The sequence below is a fragment of the Rhodoferax sp. SPJ21 genome, assembly GCF_058216335.1.
Genome location: NZ_JBYZMO010000004.1, coordinates 253,254 through 274,740 on the forward strand (window position 1 = coordinate 253,254; position 21,487 = coordinate 274,740).

General features: G+C 65.6%; 24 protein-coding genes and 1 other RNA gene. 13 read left to right on the forward strand and 12 right to left on the reverse strand.

Features of this window, described 5'->3' with window-relative positions:
* Positions 1-8 precede the first annotated feature (8 nt).
* Positions 9-983 carry a TIGR01777 family oxidoreductase gene (locus AC4BBN_RS20475; RefSeq protein WP_490593861.1) on the reverse strand — a complete coding sequence of 325 codons (975 nt, stop codon included), beginning with the start codon at positions 981-983 and terminating at the stop codon, positions 9-11.
* 77 nt (positions 984-1,060) lie between these two features.
* Here AC4BBN_RS20475 and AC4BBN_RS20480 point away from each other — a divergent pair, with 77 nt between their 5' ends.
* From AC4BBN_RS20480 to AC4BBN_RS20495, 4 genes are all read left to right on the forward strand, one after another.
* Positions 1,061-1,888, forward strand: a complete 828-nt coding sequence (locus tag AC4BBN_RS20480) for a helix-turn-helix transcriptional regulator (protein ID WP_490593862.1) — start codon at positions 1,061-1,063, stop codon at positions 1,886-1,888.
* 71 nt (positions 1,889-1,959) lie between these two features.
* Positions 1,960-2,529 carry a YbhB/YbcL family Raf kinase inhibitor-like protein gene (locus AC4BBN_RS20485; protein WP_490593863.1) on the forward strand — a complete coding sequence of 190 codons (570 nt, stop codon included), beginning with the start codon at positions 1,960-1,962 and terminating at the stop codon, positions 2,527-2,529.
* Between the two features lie 45 nt (positions 2,530-2,574).
* The gene (locus AC4BBN_RS20490; RefSeq protein WP_490593864.1) at positions 2,575-3,105 is read left to right on the forward strand and encodes a DinB family protein; all 531 of its coding nucleotides are present in this window, start codon (positions 2,575-2,577) and stop codon (positions 3,103-3,105) included.
* Positions 3,106-3,254: 149 nt separating this feature from the next.
* A complete protein-coding gene (locus AC4BBN_RS20495) occupies positions 3,255-4,142 on the forward strand; it encodes a VOC family protein (protein ID WP_490593865.1) in 888 nt (295 codons plus the stop codon).
* Here AC4BBN_RS20495 and AC4BBN_RS20500 read toward each other — a convergent pair.
* Positions 4,139-4,993 (reverse strand): amidohydrolase family protein, encoded by an 855-nt coding sequence (locus tag AC4BBN_RS20500; RefSeq protein WP_490593866.1) that lies wholly within the window; start codon positions 4,991-4,993, stop codon positions 4,139-4,141. The genes AC4BBN_RS20495 and AC4BBN_RS20500 overlap by 4 nt on opposite strands.
* A 188-nt stretch (positions 4,994-5,181) precedes the next feature.
* Between AC4BBN_RS20500 and aroQ the strand changes: the two genes are divergently transcribed.
* The 6 genes from aroQ (at position 5,182) to AC4BBN_RS20530 (ending at position 12,622) form a co-directional block, all read left to right on the forward strand.
* Positions 5,182-5,631, forward strand: coding sequence for a type II 3-dehydroquinate dehydratase (gene aroQ, locus AC4BBN_RS20505; protein WP_490593867.1), 450 nt, complete (start codon positions 5,182-5,184; stop codon positions 5,629-5,631).
* A 9-nt stretch (positions 5,632-5,640) separates the two neighbouring features.
* The gene (locus AC4BBN_RS20510) at positions 5,641-6,474 is read left to right on the forward strand and encodes a shikimate dehydrogenase family protein (RefSeq protein WP_490593868.1); all 834 of its coding nucleotides are present in this window, start codon (positions 5,641-5,643) and stop codon (positions 6,472-6,474) included.
* A gap of 79 nt (positions 6,475-6,553) precedes the next feature.
* Positions 6,554-7,516, forward strand: coding sequence for an AEC family transporter (locus tag AC4BBN_RS20515; protein WP_490593869.1), 963 nt, complete (start codon positions 6,554-6,556; stop codon positions 7,514-7,516).
* 211 nt (positions 7,517-7,727) lie between these two features.
* On the forward strand, positions 7,728-10,085 hold the full coding sequence (locus AC4BBN_RS20520) for a coiled-coil domain-containing protein (RefSeq protein WP_490593870.1): 2,358 nt from the start codon (positions 7,728-7,730) through the stop codon (positions 10,083-10,085).
* A 303-nt stretch (positions 10,086-10,388) separates the two neighbouring features.
* On the forward strand, positions 10,389-11,492 hold the full coding sequence (locus tag AC4BBN_RS20525; RefSeq protein ID WP_490593871.1) for a GGDEF domain-containing protein: 1,104 nt from the start codon (positions 10,389-10,391) through the stop codon (positions 11,490-11,492).
* Between the two features lie 77 nt (positions 11,493-11,569).
* A complete protein-coding gene (locus AC4BBN_RS20530; protein ID WP_490593872.1) occupies positions 11,570-12,622 on the forward strand; it encodes a Gfo/Idh/MocA family protein in 1,053 nt (350 codons plus the stop codon).
* A gap of 850 nt (positions 12,623-13,472) precedes the next feature.
* Here AC4BBN_RS20530 and AC4BBN_RS20535 read toward each other — a convergent pair.
* The 9 genes from AC4BBN_RS20535 to cobU form a co-directional block, all read right to left on the reverse strand.
* Positions 13,473-14,432: an aminotransferase class I/II-fold pyridoxal phosphate-dependent enzyme gene (locus AC4BBN_RS20535; protein ID WP_490593873.1), complete on the reverse strand. Its 960-nt coding sequence runs from the start codon at positions 14,430-14,432 to the stop codon at positions 13,473-13,475.
* A gap of 123 nt (positions 14,433-14,555) precedes the next feature.
* Entirely contained in the window at positions 14,556-15,524 is a 969-nt protein-coding gene (cbiB, locus tag AC4BBN_RS20540; RefSeq protein ID WP_490593874.1) for an adenosylcobinamide-phosphate synthase CbiB, read from the reverse strand.
* Between the two features lie 4 nt (positions 15,525-15,528).
* Positions 15,529-15,909 carry a cupin domain-containing protein gene (locus tag AC4BBN_RS20545; RefSeq protein ID WP_490593875.1) on the reverse strand — a complete coding sequence of 127 codons (381 nt, stop codon included), beginning with the start codon at positions 15,907-15,909 and terminating at the stop codon, positions 15,529-15,531.
* 17 nt (positions 15,910-15,926) lie between these two features.
* Positions 15,927-16,364, reverse strand: a complete 438-nt coding sequence (locus tag AC4BBN_RS20550) for a GNAT family acetyltransferase (RefSeq protein ID WP_490593876.1) — start codon at positions 16,362-16,364, stop codon at positions 15,927-15,929.
* Between the two features lie 5 nt (positions 16,365-16,369).
* Positions 16,370-17,041, reverse strand: coding sequence for a 5,6-dimethylbenzimidazole synthase (gene bluB / locus AC4BBN_RS20555; RefSeq protein ID WP_490593877.1), 672 nt, complete (start codon positions 17,039-17,041; stop codon positions 16,370-16,372).
* A 5-nt stretch (positions 17,042-17,046) separates the two neighbouring features.
* Complete coding sequence (locus AC4BBN_RS20560; protein WP_490593878.1) at positions 17,047-17,826, reverse strand: ABC transporter ATP-binding protein; 780 nt, start codon at positions 17,824-17,826, stop codon at positions 17,047-17,049.
* A complete protein-coding gene (locus tag AC4BBN_RS20565) occupies positions 17,823-18,818 on the reverse strand; it encodes a FecCD family ABC transporter permease (protein ID WP_490593879.1) in 996 nt (331 codons plus the stop codon). The genes AC4BBN_RS20560 and AC4BBN_RS20565 overlap by 4 nt, the downstream gene beginning before the upstream one ends.
* The gene (locus AC4BBN_RS20570; RefSeq protein ID WP_490593880.1) at positions 18,815-19,672 is read right to left on the reverse strand and encodes an ABC transporter substrate-binding protein; all 858 of its coding nucleotides are present in this window, start codon (positions 19,670-19,672) and stop codon (positions 18,815-18,817) included. Before AC4BBN_RS20570 ends, AC4BBN_RS20565 begins: the two co-directional genes overlap by 4 nt.
* Positions 19,669-20,250: a bifunctional adenosylcobinamide kinase/adenosylcobinamide-phosphate guanylyltransferase gene (gene cobU, locus AC4BBN_RS20575; protein ID WP_490593881.1), complete on the reverse strand. Its 582-nt coding sequence runs from the start codon at positions 20,248-20,250 to the stop codon at positions 19,669-19,671. The genes AC4BBN_RS20570 and cobU overlap by 4 nt, the downstream gene beginning before the upstream one ends.
* A gap of 172 nt (positions 20,251-20,422) precedes the next feature.
* Here cobU and AC4BBN_RS20580 point away from each other — a divergent pair, with 172 nt between their 5' ends.
* The 3 genes from AC4BBN_RS20580 to ssrS all read left to right on the forward strand — a co-directional run bounded on the left by AC4BBN_RS20580 (position 20,423) and on the right by ssrS (position 21,223).
* Positions 20,423-20,668: a DUF904 domain-containing protein gene (locus AC4BBN_RS20580; RefSeq protein WP_490593882.1), complete on the forward strand. Its 246-nt coding sequence runs from the start codon at positions 20,423-20,425 to the stop codon at positions 20,666-20,668.
* The gene (locus AC4BBN_RS20585) at positions 20,665-20,985 is read left to right on the forward strand and encodes a cell division protein ZapA (protein WP_490593883.1); all 321 of its coding nucleotides are present in this window, start codon (positions 20,665-20,667) and stop codon (positions 20,983-20,985) included. Before AC4BBN_RS20580 ends, AC4BBN_RS20585 begins: the two co-directional genes overlap by 4 nt.
* A 58-nt stretch (positions 20,986-21,043) precedes the next feature.
* A non-coding RNA gene (gene ssrS / locus AC4BBN_RS20590) (6S RNA) lies at positions 21,044-21,223 on the forward strand.
* 133 nt (positions 21,224-21,356) lie between these two features.
* Here ssrS and AC4BBN_RS20595 read toward each other — a convergent pair.
* Entirely contained in the window at positions 21,357-21,485 is a 129-nt protein-coding gene (locus tag AC4BBN_RS20595) for a hypothetical protein (protein WP_490593884.1), read from the reverse strand.
* Positions 21,486-21,487: the final 2 nt, after the last annotated feature.

Sequence of the window (21,487 nt, forward strand, 5' to 3'; positions counted from 1 at the left end):
GGCATTTCTCAGTTCTTTCTTTTACGTTCCAGGTCTTGCAGCGCCGCTTCCAGGCGCTCAAACCGGAAATGGTAGCCGTCTGCAAGCAGGCGCCGCGGCACCACGCGCTGGCCTTCGGTCAGCAGGCAGGCCTGCTCGCCCAGCATCAGCTGCAGCAAGGCCGCCGGCACGGGCAGCGCCAGCGGGCGGTGCAATACCCGGCAGACGGTGTCGGTGAATTCCTGTTGGCTCACCGGATGGGGTGCGGTCAGGTTGTAGGCGCCGCTGGGCGGCATATCTGGAGACTGGTGCAGTTGGGCCAGCAGATGCAACACGCCGGCCACCACATCGTCCAGATGCACCCAGGTCAACACCTGGTCACCCCGGCCCATGCGCGTGCCTACACCCAGGCGGAACGGGCGCAGCATCTCGGGCAACGCGCCCTTCAGGCCCAGCACTACGCCCAGCCGCACACAGGCCACCGCCACGCCCTGGGCGGCCATGCCCTGTGCCGTGCGCTCCCAGCGCTGGCACAGCTCAGACATGAAGATAGGCTGCGGCGGCGCATCCTCGCCCAACGCGGCCGCGTCGCCCGGCGCCTGTATGCCGTAGTAGCCAATGGCGGAAGCACTCAGCAGCAGGCGCGGTTTGCGCGCCGATGCCGCCACCCAATCCACCAGGGCCTGGGTCACACCGCTGCGGCTGGCATGCAGCTGCTGCTTGCGCTGCGGCGACCAACGCGGGCCCAGTATCGGCTCGCCCGAGAAGTTCAGCAGCACATCCGGCATATCGTCTGGCGCCACGTCGGCCAGCCTGGTCACATGGCGCACTGCGGTACCAAAGAGCGCTTCGGCCTTTTCGGCATTGCGCACCCACAACGTGAGCCTATGGCCCTGTAGCAACAGCGCACGGCACAGCGCCTGGCCAAGAAAGCCGGTGCCACCGGTCAGCAGAATGTGCAAGGGCGGGACATTGGGGGCGGAACTGTGCGGGGTGGTGGGCATACAACTCCAAAGGGAAACGAACAGAGACTGGCGACGATTGTGGCGCGCCGCGCGGATTGCGCTAGAGTCCTAGCCCCATGTCCCTCCAAACCGCCGCCCCAACCGCCCCGGACGACGCCCTGCACAGCATTGGCGCTTCCTGCCAAATCAGTGCGCGGGCTCGGCACAGGGTGGCCACCCTGACTGTTCACGCCGACCTGCTGATCTGGGTACAGGCCGGCAGCAAGACTGTGCAACATGCGCGAGGCAGCCACCGTTGTGGCCCGGGCCAACTGCTGATGCTGGCACAAGGCAGCGTATGGGACGTGGTGAACGACCCCACACCCCACGCCAGCTACCAGGCCTGCGCACTTCAGATCGCCCCCGAGATGGTGGCCGACTTCAGCCAGCGCTACCCTGCCCTGGCAGGGAATGCACGCACCGCTCTGGCCAGCCTGCTCACGGTGGACGACAGCCTGGGCCAATCGCTGCAGGCCGCTGCAGACGCACTCGCCGGCAGGGGCCAGTTTCCAGCCTCGGTCCGCCGCCACCGTGCGACCGAGGTGCTGCTGATGCTGGCCGAGCGCGGCTGGGCATTTCCGCCGAACGGCACGCTGCGCGCCACAGAGCGGGTCCGCCGCGTGGTTGCAGGGCGGCTATACGCCGACTGGACAGCCGAAGAGATCGCCCAGGCGCTGCACACCAGCCCCAGCACCCTGGGTCGCCAGTTGGCCAAGGAAGGCAGCAGCATCGCCGCAACCGTGCGTGCTCTGCGGCTGGAGACGGCGCTGAACATGCTGCAGTCCAGCGCGCTGCCAGTGGGCGAAATTGCGCAGCAATGCGGCTACACCTCGCACAGCCGGTTTGGCGCTGCCTTCAAGGCGCGCTTTGGTTTTGCCCCTTCGCTGTTGCGCGAAACGGCATAGCTGCTGCACGGCGCGGGCTAAAGCTTTGGCGGGTCTGCGGTGACAGTAAGGCCTTGTCTACAAGGAGTCGTATGTTTACCCGCCTGTTCCCCCGCTTGATACCACCTATCGCTGCAGCTGCTCTGTGCTGCGCCAGCCTGGCCGCCCAGGCCGAACCCTTCACCCTCACCAGCCCCGACATCACGGAAGGACGCAGCCTGCTCGCTACCCAGGTGCTACAAGGCTTTGGCTGCAGTGGCGGCAACCAGTCACCCGCGCTGCAATGGCAGGGCGTGCCGCCCGGCACCCAAAGCCTGGCGCTGACGGTGTACGACCCCGACGCACCCACCGGCTCCGGCTGGTGGCACTGGGTGGTCTACAACCTGCCGGCCAACACGTCCGGCCTGCCCGCCCAGGCCGGCAGTGGCCAGCCAGGTTTGCCAGCGGGCACGGTACAGGGCCGCACCGACTTTGGCGCGCCAGGCTACGGTGGCGCCTGCCCGCCAGCCGGCGACCAACCGCACCGCTACATCTTCACGCTGTACGCGCTGAAAGTTCCGCGCATAGACCTGCCCGCCGATGCCAGTGCCGCCATGGTCGGCTTCATGCTCCATGCCAACACCCTTGCTCAGACCCAGCTGACGGCCATCTACGGGCGCTAAAAAGCCAGTACGGTCGTGTGGCAACATCCAGCCATGGACAACAGCATGATGGATAACTACCAATTTCTGGCGCGCTACAACCGCTGGTTCAACCAACGCCTGTACGCCTGCTGCAGCGGCCTGGACGATGCCACACGCAAGCAAAACAGCGGGGCCTTCTTTGGCTCCATCCACCGCACGCTGAACCACGTGCTGGTGGGCGACCAGGTTTGGCTGCAGCGCTTTGTGCAATGCGGCGCCGACCATGCCAGCGCTTGGCCCGCGCTGAGCGGCGCCATCCACCTGCCGCCCGGCTACCAGCTGAACCAGCCGCTGTACGACGACTGGGCCACGCTCATGGCCCGGCGTGAGGTGCTGGACGCAGCCATCGAAGCCTGGCTGGCCAGCGCACCACCCGACATGACAGGCTGGACCATGCGCTACAGCAACACCTTGGGCACGCAACGCCAGCACCCGATGTGGCAGGCCTTGACGCATTTTTTCAACCACCAGACCCACCACCGTGGCCAGGTCACCACTCTGCTGTCGCAGCAAGGTGTGGACGTGGGCGATACGGATCTGATCAGCCTGGTCTAGCCCGGTCTGGAGGGCCATCCATGCAATTTTGATAGCAGCTAGCGCAGGTAATACATGCGCTAGAGCCTCATTTCATATAAAAGACCGGACCACACGGCAGCAGGCAAACACTGCCAAAATGCGAGTCCCTCCGCCCAAACGCCCCCAACATGCACACCCCCTACAACCGCGCCACCGAAGACGTAGGCAATATCGTCGAGTTTGGCCACGTCAATGTGCGCGTAGCCGACCAGCAGCAGGCCATCATCTTCTACGGCATGGGCCTGGGTCTGACCCGCGACCCCTACCAGCGCACCGGCATCAGCAATGCCTGGATGAACGTGGGCAGCTGCCAGTTCCATCTGCCGGTAGGCAAGACCGAGGTGCTGCGCGGCGTGGTTGGCCTGGTGCTGCCGGAGCTGGACAGCCTGGTGCAGCGGCTGCAGGCCGTGGCCCCGCTGCTGCAGGGCACGCAGTTCCGCTTTGAACGCCGTGGCGATGTAGTGGACACCGTCTGCCCCTGGGGCAACCGCATCCGCGTGCACGCCCCGGACCCGGCACGCTTCGGCCCGCTGCGCCTGGGCATGCCCTATGTGGAGGTGGACTGCGCACCCGGCACGGTGGCCGGCATTGCCCGCTTCTATACCGAGGTGCTGGCCGCGCCGGCCACGCTGGGATCGGATGCAGACGGCAACTTTGTGCGCATTCCCATCGGTCTGGCCGAGAGCCTGGTGTTCCGCGAAACCACACGCAGCCTGCCGCCATACGACGGCCACCATGTGCAGATCAGCGTGGCGGATTTTTCAGGGGTGCACCGCCGCCTGCTGGCGCGCGGCCTGGTGACGGAGGAAAGCGACCAGAGCCAGTACCGCTTTCAGGACATCATCGACCTCGACAACGGCCAGGTGCTTGCCACGCTGGAGCACGAGGTGCGCAGCATGCGCCACCCGATGTACGCCCGCCGCCTGGTGAACCGCAACTTGGACAACGGCCCCGACAGCTTTGTAGGCGGCTACGAAGAAGCCGCCTGGCGGCTGCCGCCCACCGCTGCGAATTAACTGGAGCTTGCGTCCCAGCCGAACAGGCGCCGGGGCGTGTCCCACATCAGCGCCTGGCGCGCCGCCGCGTCGGGCACCAGCTTGTCGAACAGGGCCAGCAAGGGGCCGTAGTCCACCCGCGCCGGGGCCCGCAGAAACGGCCAGTCCGAGGCCCAGACCAGGGCCTGTGGCGTATAGGCCTGCAGCAGCGCCTGCACAAAAGGCCACATGTCCGCATGCGGAAAAGCCTGGCCCGAGCTTTTCACCAGGCTGGAGAGCTTCACGCAGGCGCGTCCCGTTTCAGCCAGGCCCAGCAAAGCCTGGAAGCCAGCCTGGCCCACGCCCGCCGCCGGGTTAGGCCGGCCGCAATGGTCGAACAGCAGGCGCGCGCCGCTGTCCACCAGCATGGGCTTGAGCGCTACCAGTTGGTCCTGCTGCACCTGCACCTGGGCCCACAAGCCCAGCGAACGCAGGCGCTCCAGCAAGGGGCCTATGCCGAGGTAATAGTCCACGCCCAGCAAGGCTGGGTTGAAGGCCACGCCAACCACGCCCTGGGCCTGCAGATCTTGCAGCTCGCCCAGGCTGGCGTCGTTGCGCAGCACCACCACGCCCTTGTAGCGGCCCCGGCCCCGCGCCAGCGCATCCAGCAGGCAGCGGTTGTCCAGGCCATAGCCGGAGTTGGGGCCGACCAGCACCGCATGCTGCACGCCGTGCGCGTCCAGCACGGCGTCCAGTTGCTCAGCCGTGGCCAGCTCCTGGCCCGAGGGCCGGTAGGCAGTGTCGGGCTGGAAGGGAAAGCGCGCCGGGTCAAATATGTGCACATGGCAATCCACCCTGGGCTGGGCGTACGGGTTGGCGGGGCTGGTGGTCATATCGTCATCTCCTTCACCTTGCTGTATTTGGAGGGCTTAACCTGGCACATCTGGATAAAACAAAGGGTAAACCCTTTATTTTGAAAATGAACTATTTAGTACATTTCGAGCCATTCTAGCGATAACATGCGGGGTTCAACACCCGCCCCCTCTTCCGCCCGACCGGCCCCTCAACCCAAGGAACTCCCATGCGCATCCTCGTACTCCACGGTGTCAACCTGAACATGTTTGGCAAACGCGACCCCAAGCAATACGGCACCACTACGCTGGACCAGATCAACACCAGCCTGGTGGCGCTGGGCCAGGAACTGGGCGCGACGGTAGAGCACTTCCAGACCAACCACGAAGGCGCCATGTGCGAGCGCATCCACCAGGCCTACGCCGACAAGGTGGACGCGGTGCTGATCAACGCCGGTGCCTGGACGCACTACAGCTACGGCATCCGTGATGCGCTGGCCATCCTGCCCTGCCCCATCATCGAGGTGCATATGTCCAACATCCACGCCCGAGAGGAGTTCCGCCACCACTCGGTGTTCGGTGAAATCGTCAAGGGCCAGATCTGCGGCTTTGGGGCCGAGAGCTATCTGCTGGGCCTGCGTGCCGGTGTATCCGCTGCCCAGGCAGCACAAAAGGCATAAGGAAGCACCATGATCAGCGGCAAAACCGAGCTCATCGCCCACATCGGCTTCCCCACCCACGCCTTCAAGGCGCCGATGATCTACAACCCCTATTTCGACCAGGCCGGCATTGACGCCGTGGTCGTGCCCATGGGCTGCAAGGCCGAGGACTATCCCACGTTTCTGCGTGCCGTATTCAGCCTGCAGAACATCCGTGGCGCGCTCATCACCATGCCGCACAAGGTCACCACCGCCGGCCTGCTGGACGAAGTCTCGCCCACGGCGCAGATTGCCGGCGCCTGCAACGCCGTGCGCCGCACCGAAGACGGCCGCCTAGTGGGCGACATGTTCGACGGTGAAGGCTTTGTGCGCGGCGTGCTGCGCAAGGGCCAGAACCTGACCGGCATCCGCGCCCTGGTGGTGGGCTGCGGCGGCGTGGGCTCGGCCATCGCAGCCTCGCTGGCGGCGGCGGGCGTCAGCACGCTGCAGTTGTTCGACGCCTACACACCCTCCATGGAAGGCCTTGCCAGCCGCCTGCGCCAGCACTACCCCGCCTTGCTGGTGGAAACCGGCACCAACGACCCAGCCGGCTGCGACCTGGTGGTCAACGCCACGCCCATGGGCATGAACGAAGGCGACCCCCTGCCCATGGACGTAGACCGCATCGCCCCCACCGCCTTTGTGGGCGAAGTGGTGATGAAGGCCGAGACCACCGCCTTCCTGGCGGCGGCCCAGGCGCGTGGCTGCCGGGTGCAGGTGGGCACGGACATGCTGTTCGAGCAAATCCCGGCTTATCTGGAATTCTTCGGCCTGCCCAGCACCACGGCCGAGGTACTGCGCGAAGTCGCCACGCTGAAGTACTGAACGCCCTTGCACAGGCCGGGTCTGTCTACTTTTTGACATGCCCGGCCCGTAAGTCCCCTACCGCAACACCACCCCAAGCATGCTGCAAATCCTGGCCATCACCACGCCGATCTACCTGATCATCGCAGCAGGTTATCTGTCTGTGCGATTTGGCCTGTTCAACAAGCCCGACATGCGGGTACTGGGCCGCTTTGTCATCAACTTCTGCCTGCCGGCGCTGATCTTCAACGCCCTGTCAAAGCGCCCGCTGGGCGAAGTGCTGAACGGCCCTTACCTGCTGGCTTACGCCGCTGGCTCGCTAACCGTGGTGCTGATCGGCATGCTGGTCGGCCTGCGGTTGCGCCGCCAAAGCATGCCCCTGGCCACCATGCAAAGCCTGGGCATGGCCGCATCCAACAGCGGCTTTGTGGGCTACCCCATCGTGCTGCAGCTGCTGGGCCCCACGGCCGGCGTGGCCCTGGCGCTGACCATGGTGGTCGAGAACCTGCTGGTGCTGCCGCTGTGCTTCGCCATGGCCGACAACGAAGGCCAGGACGCCGCCCAGCGCTGGCACCACACCCTGGCTGTCAGCCTGCGCAACCTGCTGAAAAACCCCATGGTGCTGGCCATACTGGCCGGCTTCGGCTTCTCGCTGTCGGGTCTGCACCTGCCTGCCGTGCTGGCGCAAACCGTGCAAATCGTAGCCACTGCCTCCAGCCCGGTGGCGCTGTTCGTCATCGGCGGCAGCTTGGTCGGCCTGAAGCTGGCCGGCGTGCGCCGCGACCTGGCCTGGGTAGCCTGCGGCAAGCTGCTGCTGCACCCGCTGGCCGTATTCACCATGCTGTGGCTGCTTCCTGCCGGGCTGGTGGTGGCGCCCGAGCTGCGCGTCGCCGCCGTGCTGTTTGCCGCCATGCCCATGCTCAGCATCTACCCGGTGGTAGCGCAGAAATACGGACTGGAAGGCTTCACCGCCGCCGCCCTGCTGGTGGCCACCGTCAGCTCGTTTTTCACCATCAGCAGCCTGCTGTGGGCCATGCACCATCTGCTGGGCTGGGTGGCCTGAGGTTCAGCATCAAATAGGCCTGCGGCGCAGACGATACCTGCGCAACATGCTTTTAATTTGATAGCATATTGCAGCCGCATTTCTGCCCACGGTGCAAGGCAGATGGTTGAGACGGATTGGCTCGCCCCTGGGGCAATGCCCGCAACAGCGGCTACATTCGTCACTCCACCATACCCGGCGATCTTCACGTAGCCGTAGCCTCCATTTACCCGTGACAACCGAAGCGGCCCCACCCTCCACCAACCCCAGCGACGAACCCGGCGATGCGCAGTGGCTCAGCCCCAGCGCAGTCCCTGCCCGGACACGGCTGCCCGTGGGGCTGGTGCTGTCGCTGCTGTTCCATGCGCTGCTGCTGAGCCTGAGCTTCGGCGGCCAGGGCGATGGCCTGCCGGGTTTCGACTTCCCCTGGCAGGCGCGGCGCGCCGAGGTGCCAACCGTGCGTGTGGTGCTGGACCCGGCGGAACCGGCCAGCGCCGAACCCACGGGCACGGAGCCGTCGCAAGATACCGGCACCAGCACCGCAGACGCCCTGAACACCACGTCCACGCCAGCCCCCCAACCCACCGACAGCGACGAAGCTGCGGCCTTGCCCTTCGATGGCGCCGCCACCTGGGTCGCACTGCCCACGCCCGCCGCTGAGACCGCCCAGAAAGAAGCAGAGCGTCTAGAGACCAAACGAAAGGAAGCCCAAGCAGCCCGGGCAGAAGCTGCCCGCCAGGCCGCAGCAGTCGCTGAGGCCCGCCGGCAAGAGGCGCGGCAAAAAGAAGCCGAGCGCCAGGCCACGGCCCGCCTGGAAGCGGCCCGCGCAGAAGTCGCACGCCTGGAGGCTGCGCAACAAGCCGCCACCCTCGCCGCCACACATCAGGAAGAAGCCCAGGCAGCACGCGCCAAAACGGCCAAGCTGGAGACAGAACACCAAGAGAGCTTGCGCCAGGACACAGCCCGGGCCGAGGCCACGCGCCTGGAGGCGCTACGCCAAGAAGCCAGCCGCCAGGAGGCAGCGCAGGCAGAAGCCCCACGGCAGGCCGAGGCGCAACAGCAGGTCCTGACCGTCGCCCGCGCAGAAGCCGAGCGCCTGGAAACCGCGCGGGTCGAAGCCGCAAAGCAGGAACGTGAACGCCAAGACGCAGAGCGGCAGGCCAGCGCACGCCAGGATGCTGCGCGGCTAGAGACGGCCAGGGCCGAGGCTGCCAAGCAAGAAGCTGAGCGTCTGGAAGCCGCCAAGAAAGCCGCCGCACGGCTGGAGGCCGCCCAACAAGAAGCCGCAAATGCCGCCAAGGCAGCACGCGCCGAAGCCGAACGTCAAGAGGCCGCACGCCAGGAAGTTGCACGCCTGGAGGCCGCCCGGGCCGAAGCCGCCAAGCAGGCGGCCGCACGCCAAGAGGCCGCCAGGATAGAAGCCGCGCGCCGGGAGGCTGAACGCCAGGCCGCCGCCAAGGCAGAAGCCGAACGCCTGGAAGCCGCCAAACAAGCTGCCGCGCGCCAAGAGGCGGAGCGCCAGGCCACAGCCCGGCAAGAAGCCGCCCGGGCCGAGGCCGCCAAGCAAGAGGCGGCCCGCCTGGAGGCCGCCAAGGCAGAAGCCGCACGACGTGACGCCGAGCGCCTGGAGGCGGAAAAGCAAGCTGGGGCAAAGCAAGCTGCGGCACGGCAAGAAGCCGCACAGCAGGAAGCCGCCAAGGCCGCCCGGGCCGAGGCCGAACGCCAGGCCACCGCACGCCAGGAGGCAGCAAAGGCCGAGGCAACCAAACAAGAAGCAGCGCGCCAGGAAACAGCACGCGCCGAAGCCGCCAAGCAGGAAGCTGCACGCCAGGAGGCCGCCAAAGCAGAAGCCTCGCGACGCGAAGCTGAACGCCAGGCTGCGCAGCAAGAAGCGGCAAGGGCCGGAGCAGCTAAACAAGAGGCCAAACAAGAGGCTGAGCGACAGGAGGCCGCTAGGCAGGAGGCCGCGAAGCAGGAGGCCGCAAGGCAGGCTGCTGCACGCCAAGAAGCGGCCCAGCAGGAGGCTGCCAACGCCGCAAAGGCCGAAGCCGACCGCCAGAACGCCGCCCGCCAGGATGCCGCACGGGCCGAGGCCACCAAACAAGAAGCCAAGCGCCTGGCCGCCGAACAACGCGAAGAAAAGCTCAAGGCCATAGGACGGCAGCTGAACGAAGAAGCCGACAAGCGCGAGGCCGCAGCGCGCGCCGCCAACGCACTTCCCTCCTCCTGGAGCAGCGCACGCCGAGGCAGGATCTTCGGCCGCATCGACACCAACGAGGAAATGGTGCGTTACGCTGAAGCCTGGACCCGAAAAATCGAGTCCCCCATGACCTTCGATGCTGCAGTCCGCCAAGTCGTCAAGCAGCCCCATGCCGATCCCCTGGTGCTGGTGGCGGTGCGAAGCGATGGTTCGGTGGAGTCGGTGAGCTTCGTCATCTCCAGCGGCGTACCAGCCATCGACGAGGCGATCCGCCGCATCATCTACGGCCAGGCGAACTACCAGGCCTTCCAGCCCGCCCTGGCCCGCGAATTCGACGTGATCGAAATCCGCCGCACCTGGTACTTCGACATGGCGATACGGTTGTATTGATGGCTCATTGCGTGCGCGACCCGCGTTAAGGCGCATTCTGCATGAGTGCCCACGCCTTGGCATCAAATACCCTGCTAGCCCTTATTTCACCTGCGTAATACGCTCTCTATTCAATAGCACCAACATCCAGGGGCGCAGCACGCTTGGTTGCAGCCTACGGGGCCTTTCGCCTTGCCTATTCGAGCCGGCTTACAGCATCCACCAGCCGCGCCTGCGCCGCTCGTGGGCATACCTTCATGAGTTGTTACAAAATGTGTATACTATTGAAACACCCCGATTTGCACCTGCATTACTAGCCACTATGTGCAGCGTGTCGCCCAACCTTACAAGCACATCGACTCCGTGCTGCAGCCAAGCCACAACCTCAAACGCAATGCACTGATGGCGATTCTGGCCCTGAGCTGGGTCGGCTCGGCTGCGGGCTGGGCAGCCATGGAGTTGCGCGGTGTGTCATCGACCGTCTTGCGCGGAGTGTTTGGTGCAAACATGCTGTTCCACCCGGTCATGTTCATCATCCTCTGGAGAAAGCTGCTGTCGCAGCGCGTGGTCGATGTGGCGTGTTTGCTTTTTGCAGTCGGCCTATGCGCTGCCTGCATGGCCCTGCGGCTGTACGCGCCAGTTTTTGGCGCCAGCATCGACCTGCAGCCGCTGTACCTGTGGATTCCGGTGATCTACGTATTTGCCTTCACGCAGATGGGCCACACATCCAGCCTGAAACTGGCGCTGGCCATTCTGGCAATCTTCATCGTGATCAGCCTGCCCTATCTTGTTTTTCATTTCGACGAAGGCTACGGCAACTTCACAGTCCAGCTGCACATGGTGTCTGCCGTGTTGATTGCGGCGCTGTATTTCTTCTCCAGCTACCAGCACCGCTTCCAGATTGCCCAGCTCACCGTGGACCAGCTGGCGCGCCTGGCCAATACCGATGAACTCACCCAGTTGGCCAACCGCCGCCGCATGTCCGAGGCCATTGAATCCGAGTTGCTGCGCTTCGCGCGGTATGGCCACGCCTTCGCCATCATCCTGATCGACATCGACCACTTCAAGACCATCAACGACCAGTTCGGCCACAGCGCGGGCGACACCGCACTAGTGGCATTGGCGCAACGTGCAACCGAAGTGCTGCGCGATGTCGACACGCTGGGGCGCTGGGGCGGTGAAGAGTTCGTGGTGATCCTGCCGGAAACCTCGTTCACAGAGGCAATGCACAAAGCCACGGCGCTGTGTGCCCATGTCGCCGCCAAGCCCTTGCTGGCCGAAAACACAATCACCATTAGCTGCGGAGTGGCAAGTGTTATGGCAGCCGACACCGCCGATGCCCTGCTGCAGCGCGCAGACGAAGCGCTCTATACGGCTAAGCGCCTTGGCCGTAACCGGGCCGAGGGTGTTGCCCCGAACCGGGTGTAACCGGCAGGCGCTAGCCCGTAATCCGCCCATTAAGATGGCTTGTGGCTAGCATGCCCCATTCCCACACCAGAGGCTGCATGACTTCTTCCCCTAAGCTCCGTATCGCCGTGGCCGGCGCCGGCACGATCGGCGTGGCGCATATCGCCGTGCTGAAGCGCAGTCCGCGCTGCGCACTGTCCGCCATCGTGGACCCCTCGCCCGGCGCGGTTGCCGTTGCTGAACAAGCCGGCGTGCCGCTGTTCACCTCGCTGGCCGATCTGCTGGCCCAGGCCCGGCCCGACGGCGTGCTGCTGGCCACGCCCAACCATCTGCACCTGCCGCAGGCGCTGGAGTGCATCGCCGCCGGCGTGCCCATCCTGCTGGAAAAGCCCATTGCCACCACCCTGGCCGAAGGGCTGCAGCTGCAAAAGGTGGTGGAAGACACCCAGGCCCGCGTGCTCATAGGCCACCACCGCGCCCACAGCCCCATCATGGCCAAGGCCAAGCAGGTGGTAGACAGCGGCCAGCTGGGCCGCTTGGTGAGCGTGACCGGTAGCGCCCAGTTCTACAAGCCCGACGACTACTTTGCCAGCGGTCCCTGGCGTACCCAGGCCGGCGGCGGCCCCATCCTCATCAACCTGATCCACGAGGTGCACAACCTGCGCATGCTGTGCGGCGACATCAGCGCCGTGCAGGCCTTTGCCAGCAACGCAACGCGCGGCTTCGCAGTGGAAGACACCGTGGCCATCAACCTGCGCTTTGCCAACGGTGTGCTGGGCAGCTTCATGCTGAGCGACACCGCCGCCAGCGCCCGCAGCTGGGAGCAGACCAGCCAGGAAAACAAGGCCTACACCACCTACACCGACGAGGACTGCTACGTTATTGCCGGCACCCAGGGCAGCCTGGCCGTACCCACCATGCGCATCAAAACCTACCCCCGCCCGGACGACCGTTCGTGGTGGAAGGAGTTTGAGGTAGGCACCATCGGCATGGTGCGCGACGACCCGCTGAAGCACCAGATGAACCACTTCGCCGACGTCATAGAAGGCAAAGCCACCCCCCTGGTCAGCGCCCGCGACGGCGTGCAGAACCTGCGGGTGACAGAGGCCATTGCGGAAGCCGCCCGCACGGGGCTGGTGGTGCAGATTTAGGCTTTCTACGTCTTCTGGTCGCCCGGTTCATTTGCTATAGAAATAGGAGCTTCTTGCGCAGGTATTTTGTGCGCTAGCGGTCGATTTGGCTTGTAGTTTCTTTGGGCGCTGATAACGCCACCAACATCCCTGGCCGGGTAGTGCGCCCGGCGGCGCAGTCACTATTTTTGCGTGGCCAAAAATAGTAACCACAAAAAGGCCAGCCGAAGTCGTCGCCCCCTTCGCTGCGCTGCGGGGTACGCTGCGTTGCTCGGTCTGGTCGGGGTCCCGCTCGAACTCGGCCTGCGGCCTCAAACAATCGCGGGCCCTGATCCGCCCAGCCCTGCGCTACTCGCCGACGCCACACGGCGGGGGAGCGGACAGCCGAACAGCCAGCCCGGCTGCGCCGGGCATCGCGTATCTCGCGAACCCCTCACCCCAACCCTCTCCCCGCAGGGGCGAGGGAGTCATGCGGGGACACGCGTAATTTTCACGCCGGTATTGCCCCCTCTCCCCAGCGGGGAGAGGGCTGGGGTGAGGGCAAACTCGCGCCCTAGGCGCGATGTGGCGCTGCGCGCCACCGATCCCGATCCCCGGGGTTCCCCTCTGTATGCGCCGAGGAGCACAGCTTTGGGCGGATCAGGGCTGGCGTTGTCTGAGCGCAGCGAGTTTAGCCAGACCCCGACCAAAGCGCGCACCGCAGGTTCCCGTAGCGCAAGCGGAGGGCGCAGACAGTGGGGGTGCCTTTCTTTTGGTGACTTTTCTTTTGCGCAAAAGAATAAGTTACTCGCCCGCCGGGGCGAACTCCCGGCCGGGGATCGCATAGACGTCAACCCCACCTACGGTCATCAACCATCCCCAAAAACCACACTCAGCCCGGCAATGCCAACGCATCCTGCCCCAACGGCGGCAACACTCCCAGCCGCACATATCCCGGCAAGCCAAAAGACGCAGCATCCCGCAGCTTGATACCCCGCGCGCGCAAACGCTGCAAGCGCAACGGCATATCATCCCCGCTGGGCCGAGCGCAGAAGAAGTTGGCGGTGCTGGGCAAACACTCCCAGCCCAGGGCGCGGCACAGAATGATCTGCCGGGCCTTCCAGGCACGCAGCTTCACCAGGCTCTGCGCCAGCCACTGCTGGCTGGCCGGGCGGCACCAGGCTTGCAGCATGGCCACGCCGTGCGCACCCACCGGCCAGGACGGACACAGGATCGACACGATCTGCACATCCGCCCCCAATGGCGCAATCGCGTAAGCCGCACGTATGCCCGTCAGGCCCAGAGCCTTGTTGGGCGTCCACATCTGCCAGACCCGGTCGCGCTGGGCGGCATCCAGGCTGGGGGCGCCCTCCAACCGTAATGGAGCGTAGGCGCAGTCCAGCACCAGTTGCTGGTCTGGCCGCAAGCCGTCCACCAAGTCGGCCAAACCAGGGTGGGCCTGGCCCAAGGGGCTGGACGGCTCGCAGGCCCACAGCAAATGGGCTTCTTGCGCATCAGCCTGGGTCAGCCCCCAGGCCTGGGCGGCTTGCAAGTAGTCGCCGTAATGGTGCTGCGGCAGGTACACCCGCTGGCGCTGGTGCGCGGCACTGATGCGGTGGATGAACTCACTGGCGCTGCCTGCCAGCAGGATGCGCTGCGCGGCCACGCCGTGGAAGGCCGCCAGCTGCTCTTTCAAGGCGGTGTAATGCGGGTCGGGGTAGCGCGTGGCATCGGCCTGCTGCAGATCGGCCAGGGCGTGCGGGCACGGGCCGCAGGCGTTGCTGTTGGTCGAGAAATCCCAGCGCGGCACGCCCAGCGCATCTGGGCCGCCATGGGTGAAAAAAGAGCTCATGTGCTATTCAATATATAGCTGCCTGCGCTGGAAACACATGCTCCAACACGGCATAAGGCTGCAGAGTGTAGGGCAAGCCTGTGACAGGCGTTGTACATGCCACACGCCACTGCGCGCAGTCACTCACCGCGCTATAAAAAACAAAGCTAACAGCGTAATCAATACCAGCGCCAGCAGCGCATTGCGCGCATGGATTCCGGCGCGGTACATATCGGGTGCGCCCGGTACGCGGCCGGTGGGGTGCAGCACGTAAACACCGGGCTTGCCCAGCCGCACATCCAGCGCCAAGGCCATGGCGGCCATGGGCCAGCCGCTGTTGGGCGACGGCGTGTAGGCCGCCTGCGTGACCAGGGCGCGCCAGCCACGGCCGCCAGAGACCAGCAGCAACAGCACGGCGGTGATGCGCGCGGGCAGCCAGCTCAGCACGTCATCGGCCCAGGCAGCCCATTTACCAGCCCATTCCCAGACCTGGCCGTTGCGCACGCCACGGTAGCCCCACATGGCATCAGCGGTGTTGGCGAAGCGGTACAGCGCCGCGCCGGGCAGGCCCAGCAGCAAAAACCAGAAAATGGGGGCGACCACCGAGTCGTTCAGGTTCTCGGCCAGCGACTCGATGGCGCTTTCACGCACCTCGCTCTCGCTGAGCTGCGTCACGTCGCGGCTGACCAGCCAGGACAGGCGTTCCCGCCCCGCTGCCAGCGACTCGGCCAGGGCGTCCTCCACCGCCTGCACCTCGCTGTACAGCATGGCCCAGGCCAGCGTCGGCTTGAGCACCAGGCCCAGCAACACCATGGCCAAGGCCGTGGCCCACAGGCTTTGGTAGTGCTGCGGCAGCCATAGCAGGCCTTTTTGCACCGCCACAGATGCTACACAAACCATAGCTGCCCCCACACACCACACCAGCGCCCCCAGCCCAAAAGACTTGTAATCCGGGTCGGGTGCCGGAACCGGGCCGTCCAGCGGCGCCACCCGGCGCCCAGCCCAACCCAGGGCCTTGCCTATCCACACCACCGGGTGGCACCAGCTGGGCGGCTCGCCCAGGCGCCAGTCCACCACGAGAGCAATCAACAGTACGACAGCAATCAGCAGCATGCTTTCAAACACGGGCCAGCGGCCGCAACTGGTCGGCGAGCGAGCGCGTTTTTTCAGTGGCCACGTCGCCGGTGTGCAGCGTCGATTTGCGCTCGATCAGCATGATGTGGCATTCCTCCTGCGCCACGGGGTTGTGCCGCGTGCCTTTGGGCACGACATACATCTCGCCCTGGCACAGATCGACCACGCCGGTTTCCAGCTCGATGCGCAGATGGCCTTTGAGCACCATGAACAGCTCGTCCTCGTGTTCATGGCTATGCCAGGCCAGAGAGCCCAGCACCTTGGCGACCTTGATGTAGGAGTCGTCCAGCTCGGCGATCACGCGGGGCGACCAATGCTCGGTCAGCGATGCGGCAATGTCGGCAGGGGAACTGATGGGTGTCATGGAAATCCTTGGTTTGTTCAAAGCGCTGACTGCGCCGGGCCGTCCGGTATCAGGCGCTTGCCCAGGCTCACGGCCTCGTCCTGCGCGTAGCCCAGGTGGCGGTAAAAGGCCAACACGGCGCTGTTGCTGGTGCGTACCTGCATGTTCAGCTTGGGGCAGCCCATCGCCAGCAGCTGTTGCTCAATGTGCTGCATCAATTGGGCCGCGTAGCCGCGCCGCTGCTGTTCTGGCGCCACGGCCAGGTAGTTGACCCAGCCACGGTGGCCGTCGTAGCCAGCCATGGCCGTGGCGATCAGCTGGCCGTCCAGCTCACCCACCAGGAACAGCTCGGGCTGCACCTGCAGCTTGCGGGCGATGTCTTTGTAGGGGTCGTTCCAGGGGCGGGTCAGGCCGCAGGCCTGCCACAGGGCGACCACGGCGGATTCGTCGGAGTTTTGGTAGCTACGGATCTGCATGAGGGCTATTTTCCCTCTGCGAACAAGGTGGATGTTTGGCCCCACTGGTCGTCGAACACCAGGTCGGCCAGGGCTTCGCGGCGGGCCCAGTTTTCTTCCTCCAGCATGGGCCGGTCGTAGAACTGGGCCACCGGCCCCAGGCACAGCAGGCCCACCGGCTCGGCACCTGCGGGCAGGCCCAGCACCTCGGCCACGGTGAGCGGGTCGAAGATCGACACCCAGCCCATGCCCAGGCCCTCGGCGCGCGCCGCCAACCACAGGTTCTGGATGGCGCAGGAGGTGGAGGCCAGGTCCATCTGCGGCAGGGTGCGGCGGCCAAAGATGTGCTTTTCGCGCCCATCGGGCAGCACCACGGCCAGCAGCTCGGCAGCGTCCAGCAGGCCCTGCACCTTCAGGCGCATGAAGTCGTCCTCGCGCTCGCCCATGGCCTGGGCGGTGCGGATGCGCTCCACCTCCACCACGGCGTGTAGCTGCTGGCGCAGCGCCAGCGCAGAGACGCGGATGAAGCGCCAGGGCTGCATGAAACCCACGCTGGGGCCGTGGTGCGCGGCCATCAAGAGCCGGCGCAGCAGCTCGGGCTCAACCTCGCCGCCATTGAAGTGGCGCATGTCGCGGCGCTCGTAGATGGCGCGGTAGACGGCTTGGCGTTCGGGCGCGCTGAAGGCGTGGTCGTTCATTCTGTTTACTCTAGTTTTGGTAGCGCAACCCATTGGTTGGCTATACGGTGGACGGCGATGCGTCCGTCAAAAACCTGTTCCAGCGCGCGGTGGCTGGCGGCATCGTCGCAGGCGCCCTGGTGCAGCACCCGGCCCTGGGCCAAGATCAGCATGTCGTCGGCCTGCAAGGCCATGGACACCTCATGCAGCACGCTGACCACCGTGTGGCCGCGCGCCACCAGCGCACGCACCAGCAGCAGCCAGTCGGTCTGGTGTGGCGGGTCCAGGTTGGCCAGGGGTTCGTCCATCAGCAGCACCGGGGCCTGCACCGCCAAGGCCCGCGCCAAAAGCACGCGCTGGCGTTCGCCGCCGGACAGCTGGCCCAGGCTGCGGGTGCGCCAGTCCCAGGCCTGGGTGGAACGCAGGGCCTGCTCCACGGCGGCATGGTCGGCGGCACTGGGTGCGGCCAGCCAGGGCTGGTGCGGCAGGCGGCCCAGCATGGCCACGTCCCACACCGTCAAATCGTCAGCGCTGCCCTCACCACTTTCGCCCTGCCCTAGCCAGGCCAACTGCTGTGCGCGCTGGCGGCCCGATAAGGCGGCCAATGGCTGGCCCAGCAGCTCGACGCGGCCGCTGCAGGGCAGCAAGCCGGCCAGCACCTTCAACAGGGTGGATTTGCCCGCACCATTGGGGCCGACGATGCTGGTCCAGCGGCCTGCGCCCAGCGCCAGATCGATACCGTGCAGCACAGGCACATTTCCCAGGCTGGCGCAGATTCCACTTGCGCGGAAAGCTATATTATTCATAGCACACCTGCCGTACGCTTGTGCATGCGCCAAAGCAGATAGCAGCCACCCAGCGCGGCCGTCAACACGCCCACCGGCAGCTCCTGCGGCGCGGTTAGCCAGCGCGCCAGGATGTCAGCAGCCATCAGCAGCACGCCACCGGTCAGGCTGGACAACACCATCCAGCGGCCATGCGTGGTCGGCACCAGGGAGCGCGCCAAGTGCGGCGCCACCAGGCCAACGAAGGCGATCATGCCGCTCTGCGCCACGGCCGTGCCGGTGGCCAGCGCCAGCACCGCAATTAGCGCGGCGCGCATCTGCAGCAGCGGCAGGCCCAGGCTGCGTGCGGTGGCCTCGCCCAGGCTCAGGCCGTCCAGCACCGGCGCCAGCACCCAGGCCACCAGCAGGCACACCAGCCACACGCCGGCCATCAGCACACAGGCGCTCCAACCTATGAAGCCGGTGGTGCCCAGGTTGAAGCCCACGCTGGCGCTCAAAATCTCGGGCACGGCCTGTAGCACCAGGTCTTTGGCGGCGCCCAGCACCACGCCGACGATGACGCCGGCCAGCAGCAGGCGCAGCGTGTGCTGCACACCGCGCGCCAGCACCAGGGTCAGCAGCACGCCGCCCACCGCACCGGCGAACGCAGCCCCCGTCAACCCAATGCGCACCAGCCAGGCCGTAGCGGCCGGCGACACACCCAGCAGCGCCAGGGCCACGGCAATCGCCAGCGACGCACCGGACGCGCTGCCCAGCAGATAGGGATCGGCCAACGGATTTCGAAACAACCCTTGCGCCACCGCACCGGCCAGCGCAAACAAGGCGCCCGCCAGCCAGGCACCCACGGTACGCGGCAGGCGGATATCCCACAAAATTTGCAGCGCCACCGGGTCATGGCGCGCGGCCAGCAGGCTGTCCAGCCCGGTACTGCCTATGCTGGCGCCGACCAGCAACAAGGCCAGGGACAGCAGCAGCAATGCCGCCCCCGTGGGCCAGGGTGTACGCCGGTTCACGGAGCCTTGTCCTGCAGGCAGGCAGCCATGGTGCGGGCGGCCTCGGCCATGCGTGGGCCGGGGCGCACCAAGGTATCTGACTGCTCGGCCGTGAAAACGCAGACGCGCTTTTCACGGATGGCGCGTATTCCGGCCCAGCCGGGGCGCTGCGCCATGTTCAGCGCATTGCGGTCGCCCACCATGATCAGGTCCGGGTTGGCGCGCACCACGAATTCGGGGTTCAGTTTGGGGAATGGCCCCAGCGCAGCAGGCACCACGTTCTGCGCGCCCAGGCGGGCCAGGGTTTCACCGATGAAAGACGCTGTGCCGGCGGCATAGGGCGCGGCATTCACCTCAAAGTACACCCGCGTGTTTTTGACCCGGGCCGGCAGCGACTGGGCCGCAGCGGCCACGCCAGCGTCGATGTTGCGCCAGATGCGGGCGGCATCAGGCACGTCCAGCAGCTGGCCCAGCTTGTCCAGCACGCGGCGCACATCGGCCGAGGTTTTGGGCTCCAGCGCCACTACCTTCAGGCCCAGGGCTTCCAGCCGGGCACTGGCGCGCGAGGCGGTGGCCAGCACCACCACGTCGGGCCGCAGGGCGACGATGGCCTCGATATTCGGGTCCAGCCCACCGCCCACCTGGGGCAAGCCGCGCACGCTGGCCGGAAAATTGGAATAGCGGTCCACGCCTACCAGGCGCTGGCACTGGTCCAGCGCGCAAATGCTTTCGGTCAAGGACGGCAGCAGGCTGACGATGCGCTGCGGCGCCTGGCTGAACTGCACCACAGTGCCTCGGTCGTCGGTGAGCTGCAACGCCTGGGCAGGCAGGGCCAGGCATAGCAGCAGCCACAGAAACAGATCTGGCAGCTTCAAGCAGCGCCCTTCAGGCTCAGCGGCAAACCGGCGGCCATCAAGGTAACGCGCTGGCAGCGCTGCGCCACCTGCTGGTTCAGGCTGCCCAGCGCGTCCACAAAGGCGCGTACCTCGCGGCCCAGCGGAATCACGCCCAAGCCGATCTCGTTGCCCACCAGCACCAGCGGGCCGGGTGCCTGTGTGATCGCTTCCAAAAATATAGCTACTGGCGCAGGTATTTCCTGCGCTGCAGGCCTTTTTTCTTCAAAGTCTGCGGGCATCAGCAAGTTGGTCAACCACAGCGTCAGGCAGTCCACCACCACCAGGGTGTCGGCACGGCTGTGCTGGGCGATGGCTTCGGCCAGACGCAGCGGCTCTTCCACCGTCGCCATGCCGGGTACGCGCTCGGCCCTGTCGCTTTGGTGGCGGGCGATGCGGACGCGGATTTCCTCGTCCCACGGCTGGGCGGTGGCGATGAAGACGGCGCGGTGCGCGGGCGATGCGGCCAGCCAGTCGGCGGCCAGCTGTTCGGCTCGGCGCGACTTGCCGCTTTTCTGGCCGCCGAGTATGAGTTCACTGCGAAATGTGTGGACGGACATGGTCCTGGATAAGCACTTGCGTGGATAGGGATGGTGGAGGAATGGATGCGGGGCGTCCGCCCGTGGCTGGCCCGCTGTCGCAAGCCGCTGTACTGCGGCGTGTGAACCATGCTGCGCGTAGCGAGTGCATGATTTTACGACGCCACGGCGCACCACTACAATCACAGAGCTTATGGCCTCCCCCACCCAAATTGAACACATTGCTGAACGCACCGAGCGCTTGCTGCTGCGTTATAGCGAGCTGCAACGCACCAACCAATTGCTGACCGAGCAGGTCAACAGCCTGGCGCAGGAACGCGACTCGCTGAAGTCCCGCCTGGGCGCCGCACGTGCCCGCATCGACGCCCTGCTGGAGCGCCTGCCCGAAATCAGCAGCCCGCCCGCCGTGCGCGCAGCCCCCCGCAAGGACCAGCCATGAAGCAAGTGGAAGTACAGATCCTGGGCCAAAGCTACCGCCTGGGCTGCCCCGAGGACGGCGAAGCCCGTTTGCTGGATGCGGTGAAGATGGTGGATACGGCCATGTGCGCTATCCGCGATGGCGGCAAGATCAAGGCCCGCGACCGTATTGCGGTGCTGGCTGCGCTGAATCTGGCGTTCGACCTGTCCGACCGCAACAACCCGGCCGCAGCGCCACTCAGCCCCCGCGCCGAAGCCGCAGAAGACGGCGATCCTGCGCTGGCAGCCCTTATCACCAAGCTCGACCTGGCGCTGGGCGACGACGGGCAATTGCTGTAAAGCAAGCCCAGGATTTAGCGGCTGCGGCGTCGGCGCGGCACTTAATGGCCTAGAATTGCGTTGTCTGCGATGTATGCTGGGCTTTATATTTCCTTGAACCAATGCTCTATGAGCCCGGGCCTGGAATATCCCCTGGGGAGCGTGATCATCTCGCGTTAGATGAACCCAACTTCAGGGTGACCTAGCCCACCTGAACCCCGGTTCAGGATGCCGGTCCGGTGACATTCGCAGACACCTAGCTTCTCAGTTAATGCGTTGATTTATAAGTGTTTTATGGCAAAAGCTCCACTCAAAACACACACGCATTCAACCATATTCAGCACCAATAGAATCAATCACTTACGCGATGGTTTTGAACTAGACGGCTGCATTTATGACGCCAGGCGGCGTATCAGCTTAATGCAGTGCCCCACCGTCGCAGCCTTCAAAGGCTGGCCCCGCTTGATCAGGTAAGCGCGGTAAGCGGTCAGCGCCTCAACAACTTTTCCGAGGTCAACCATGG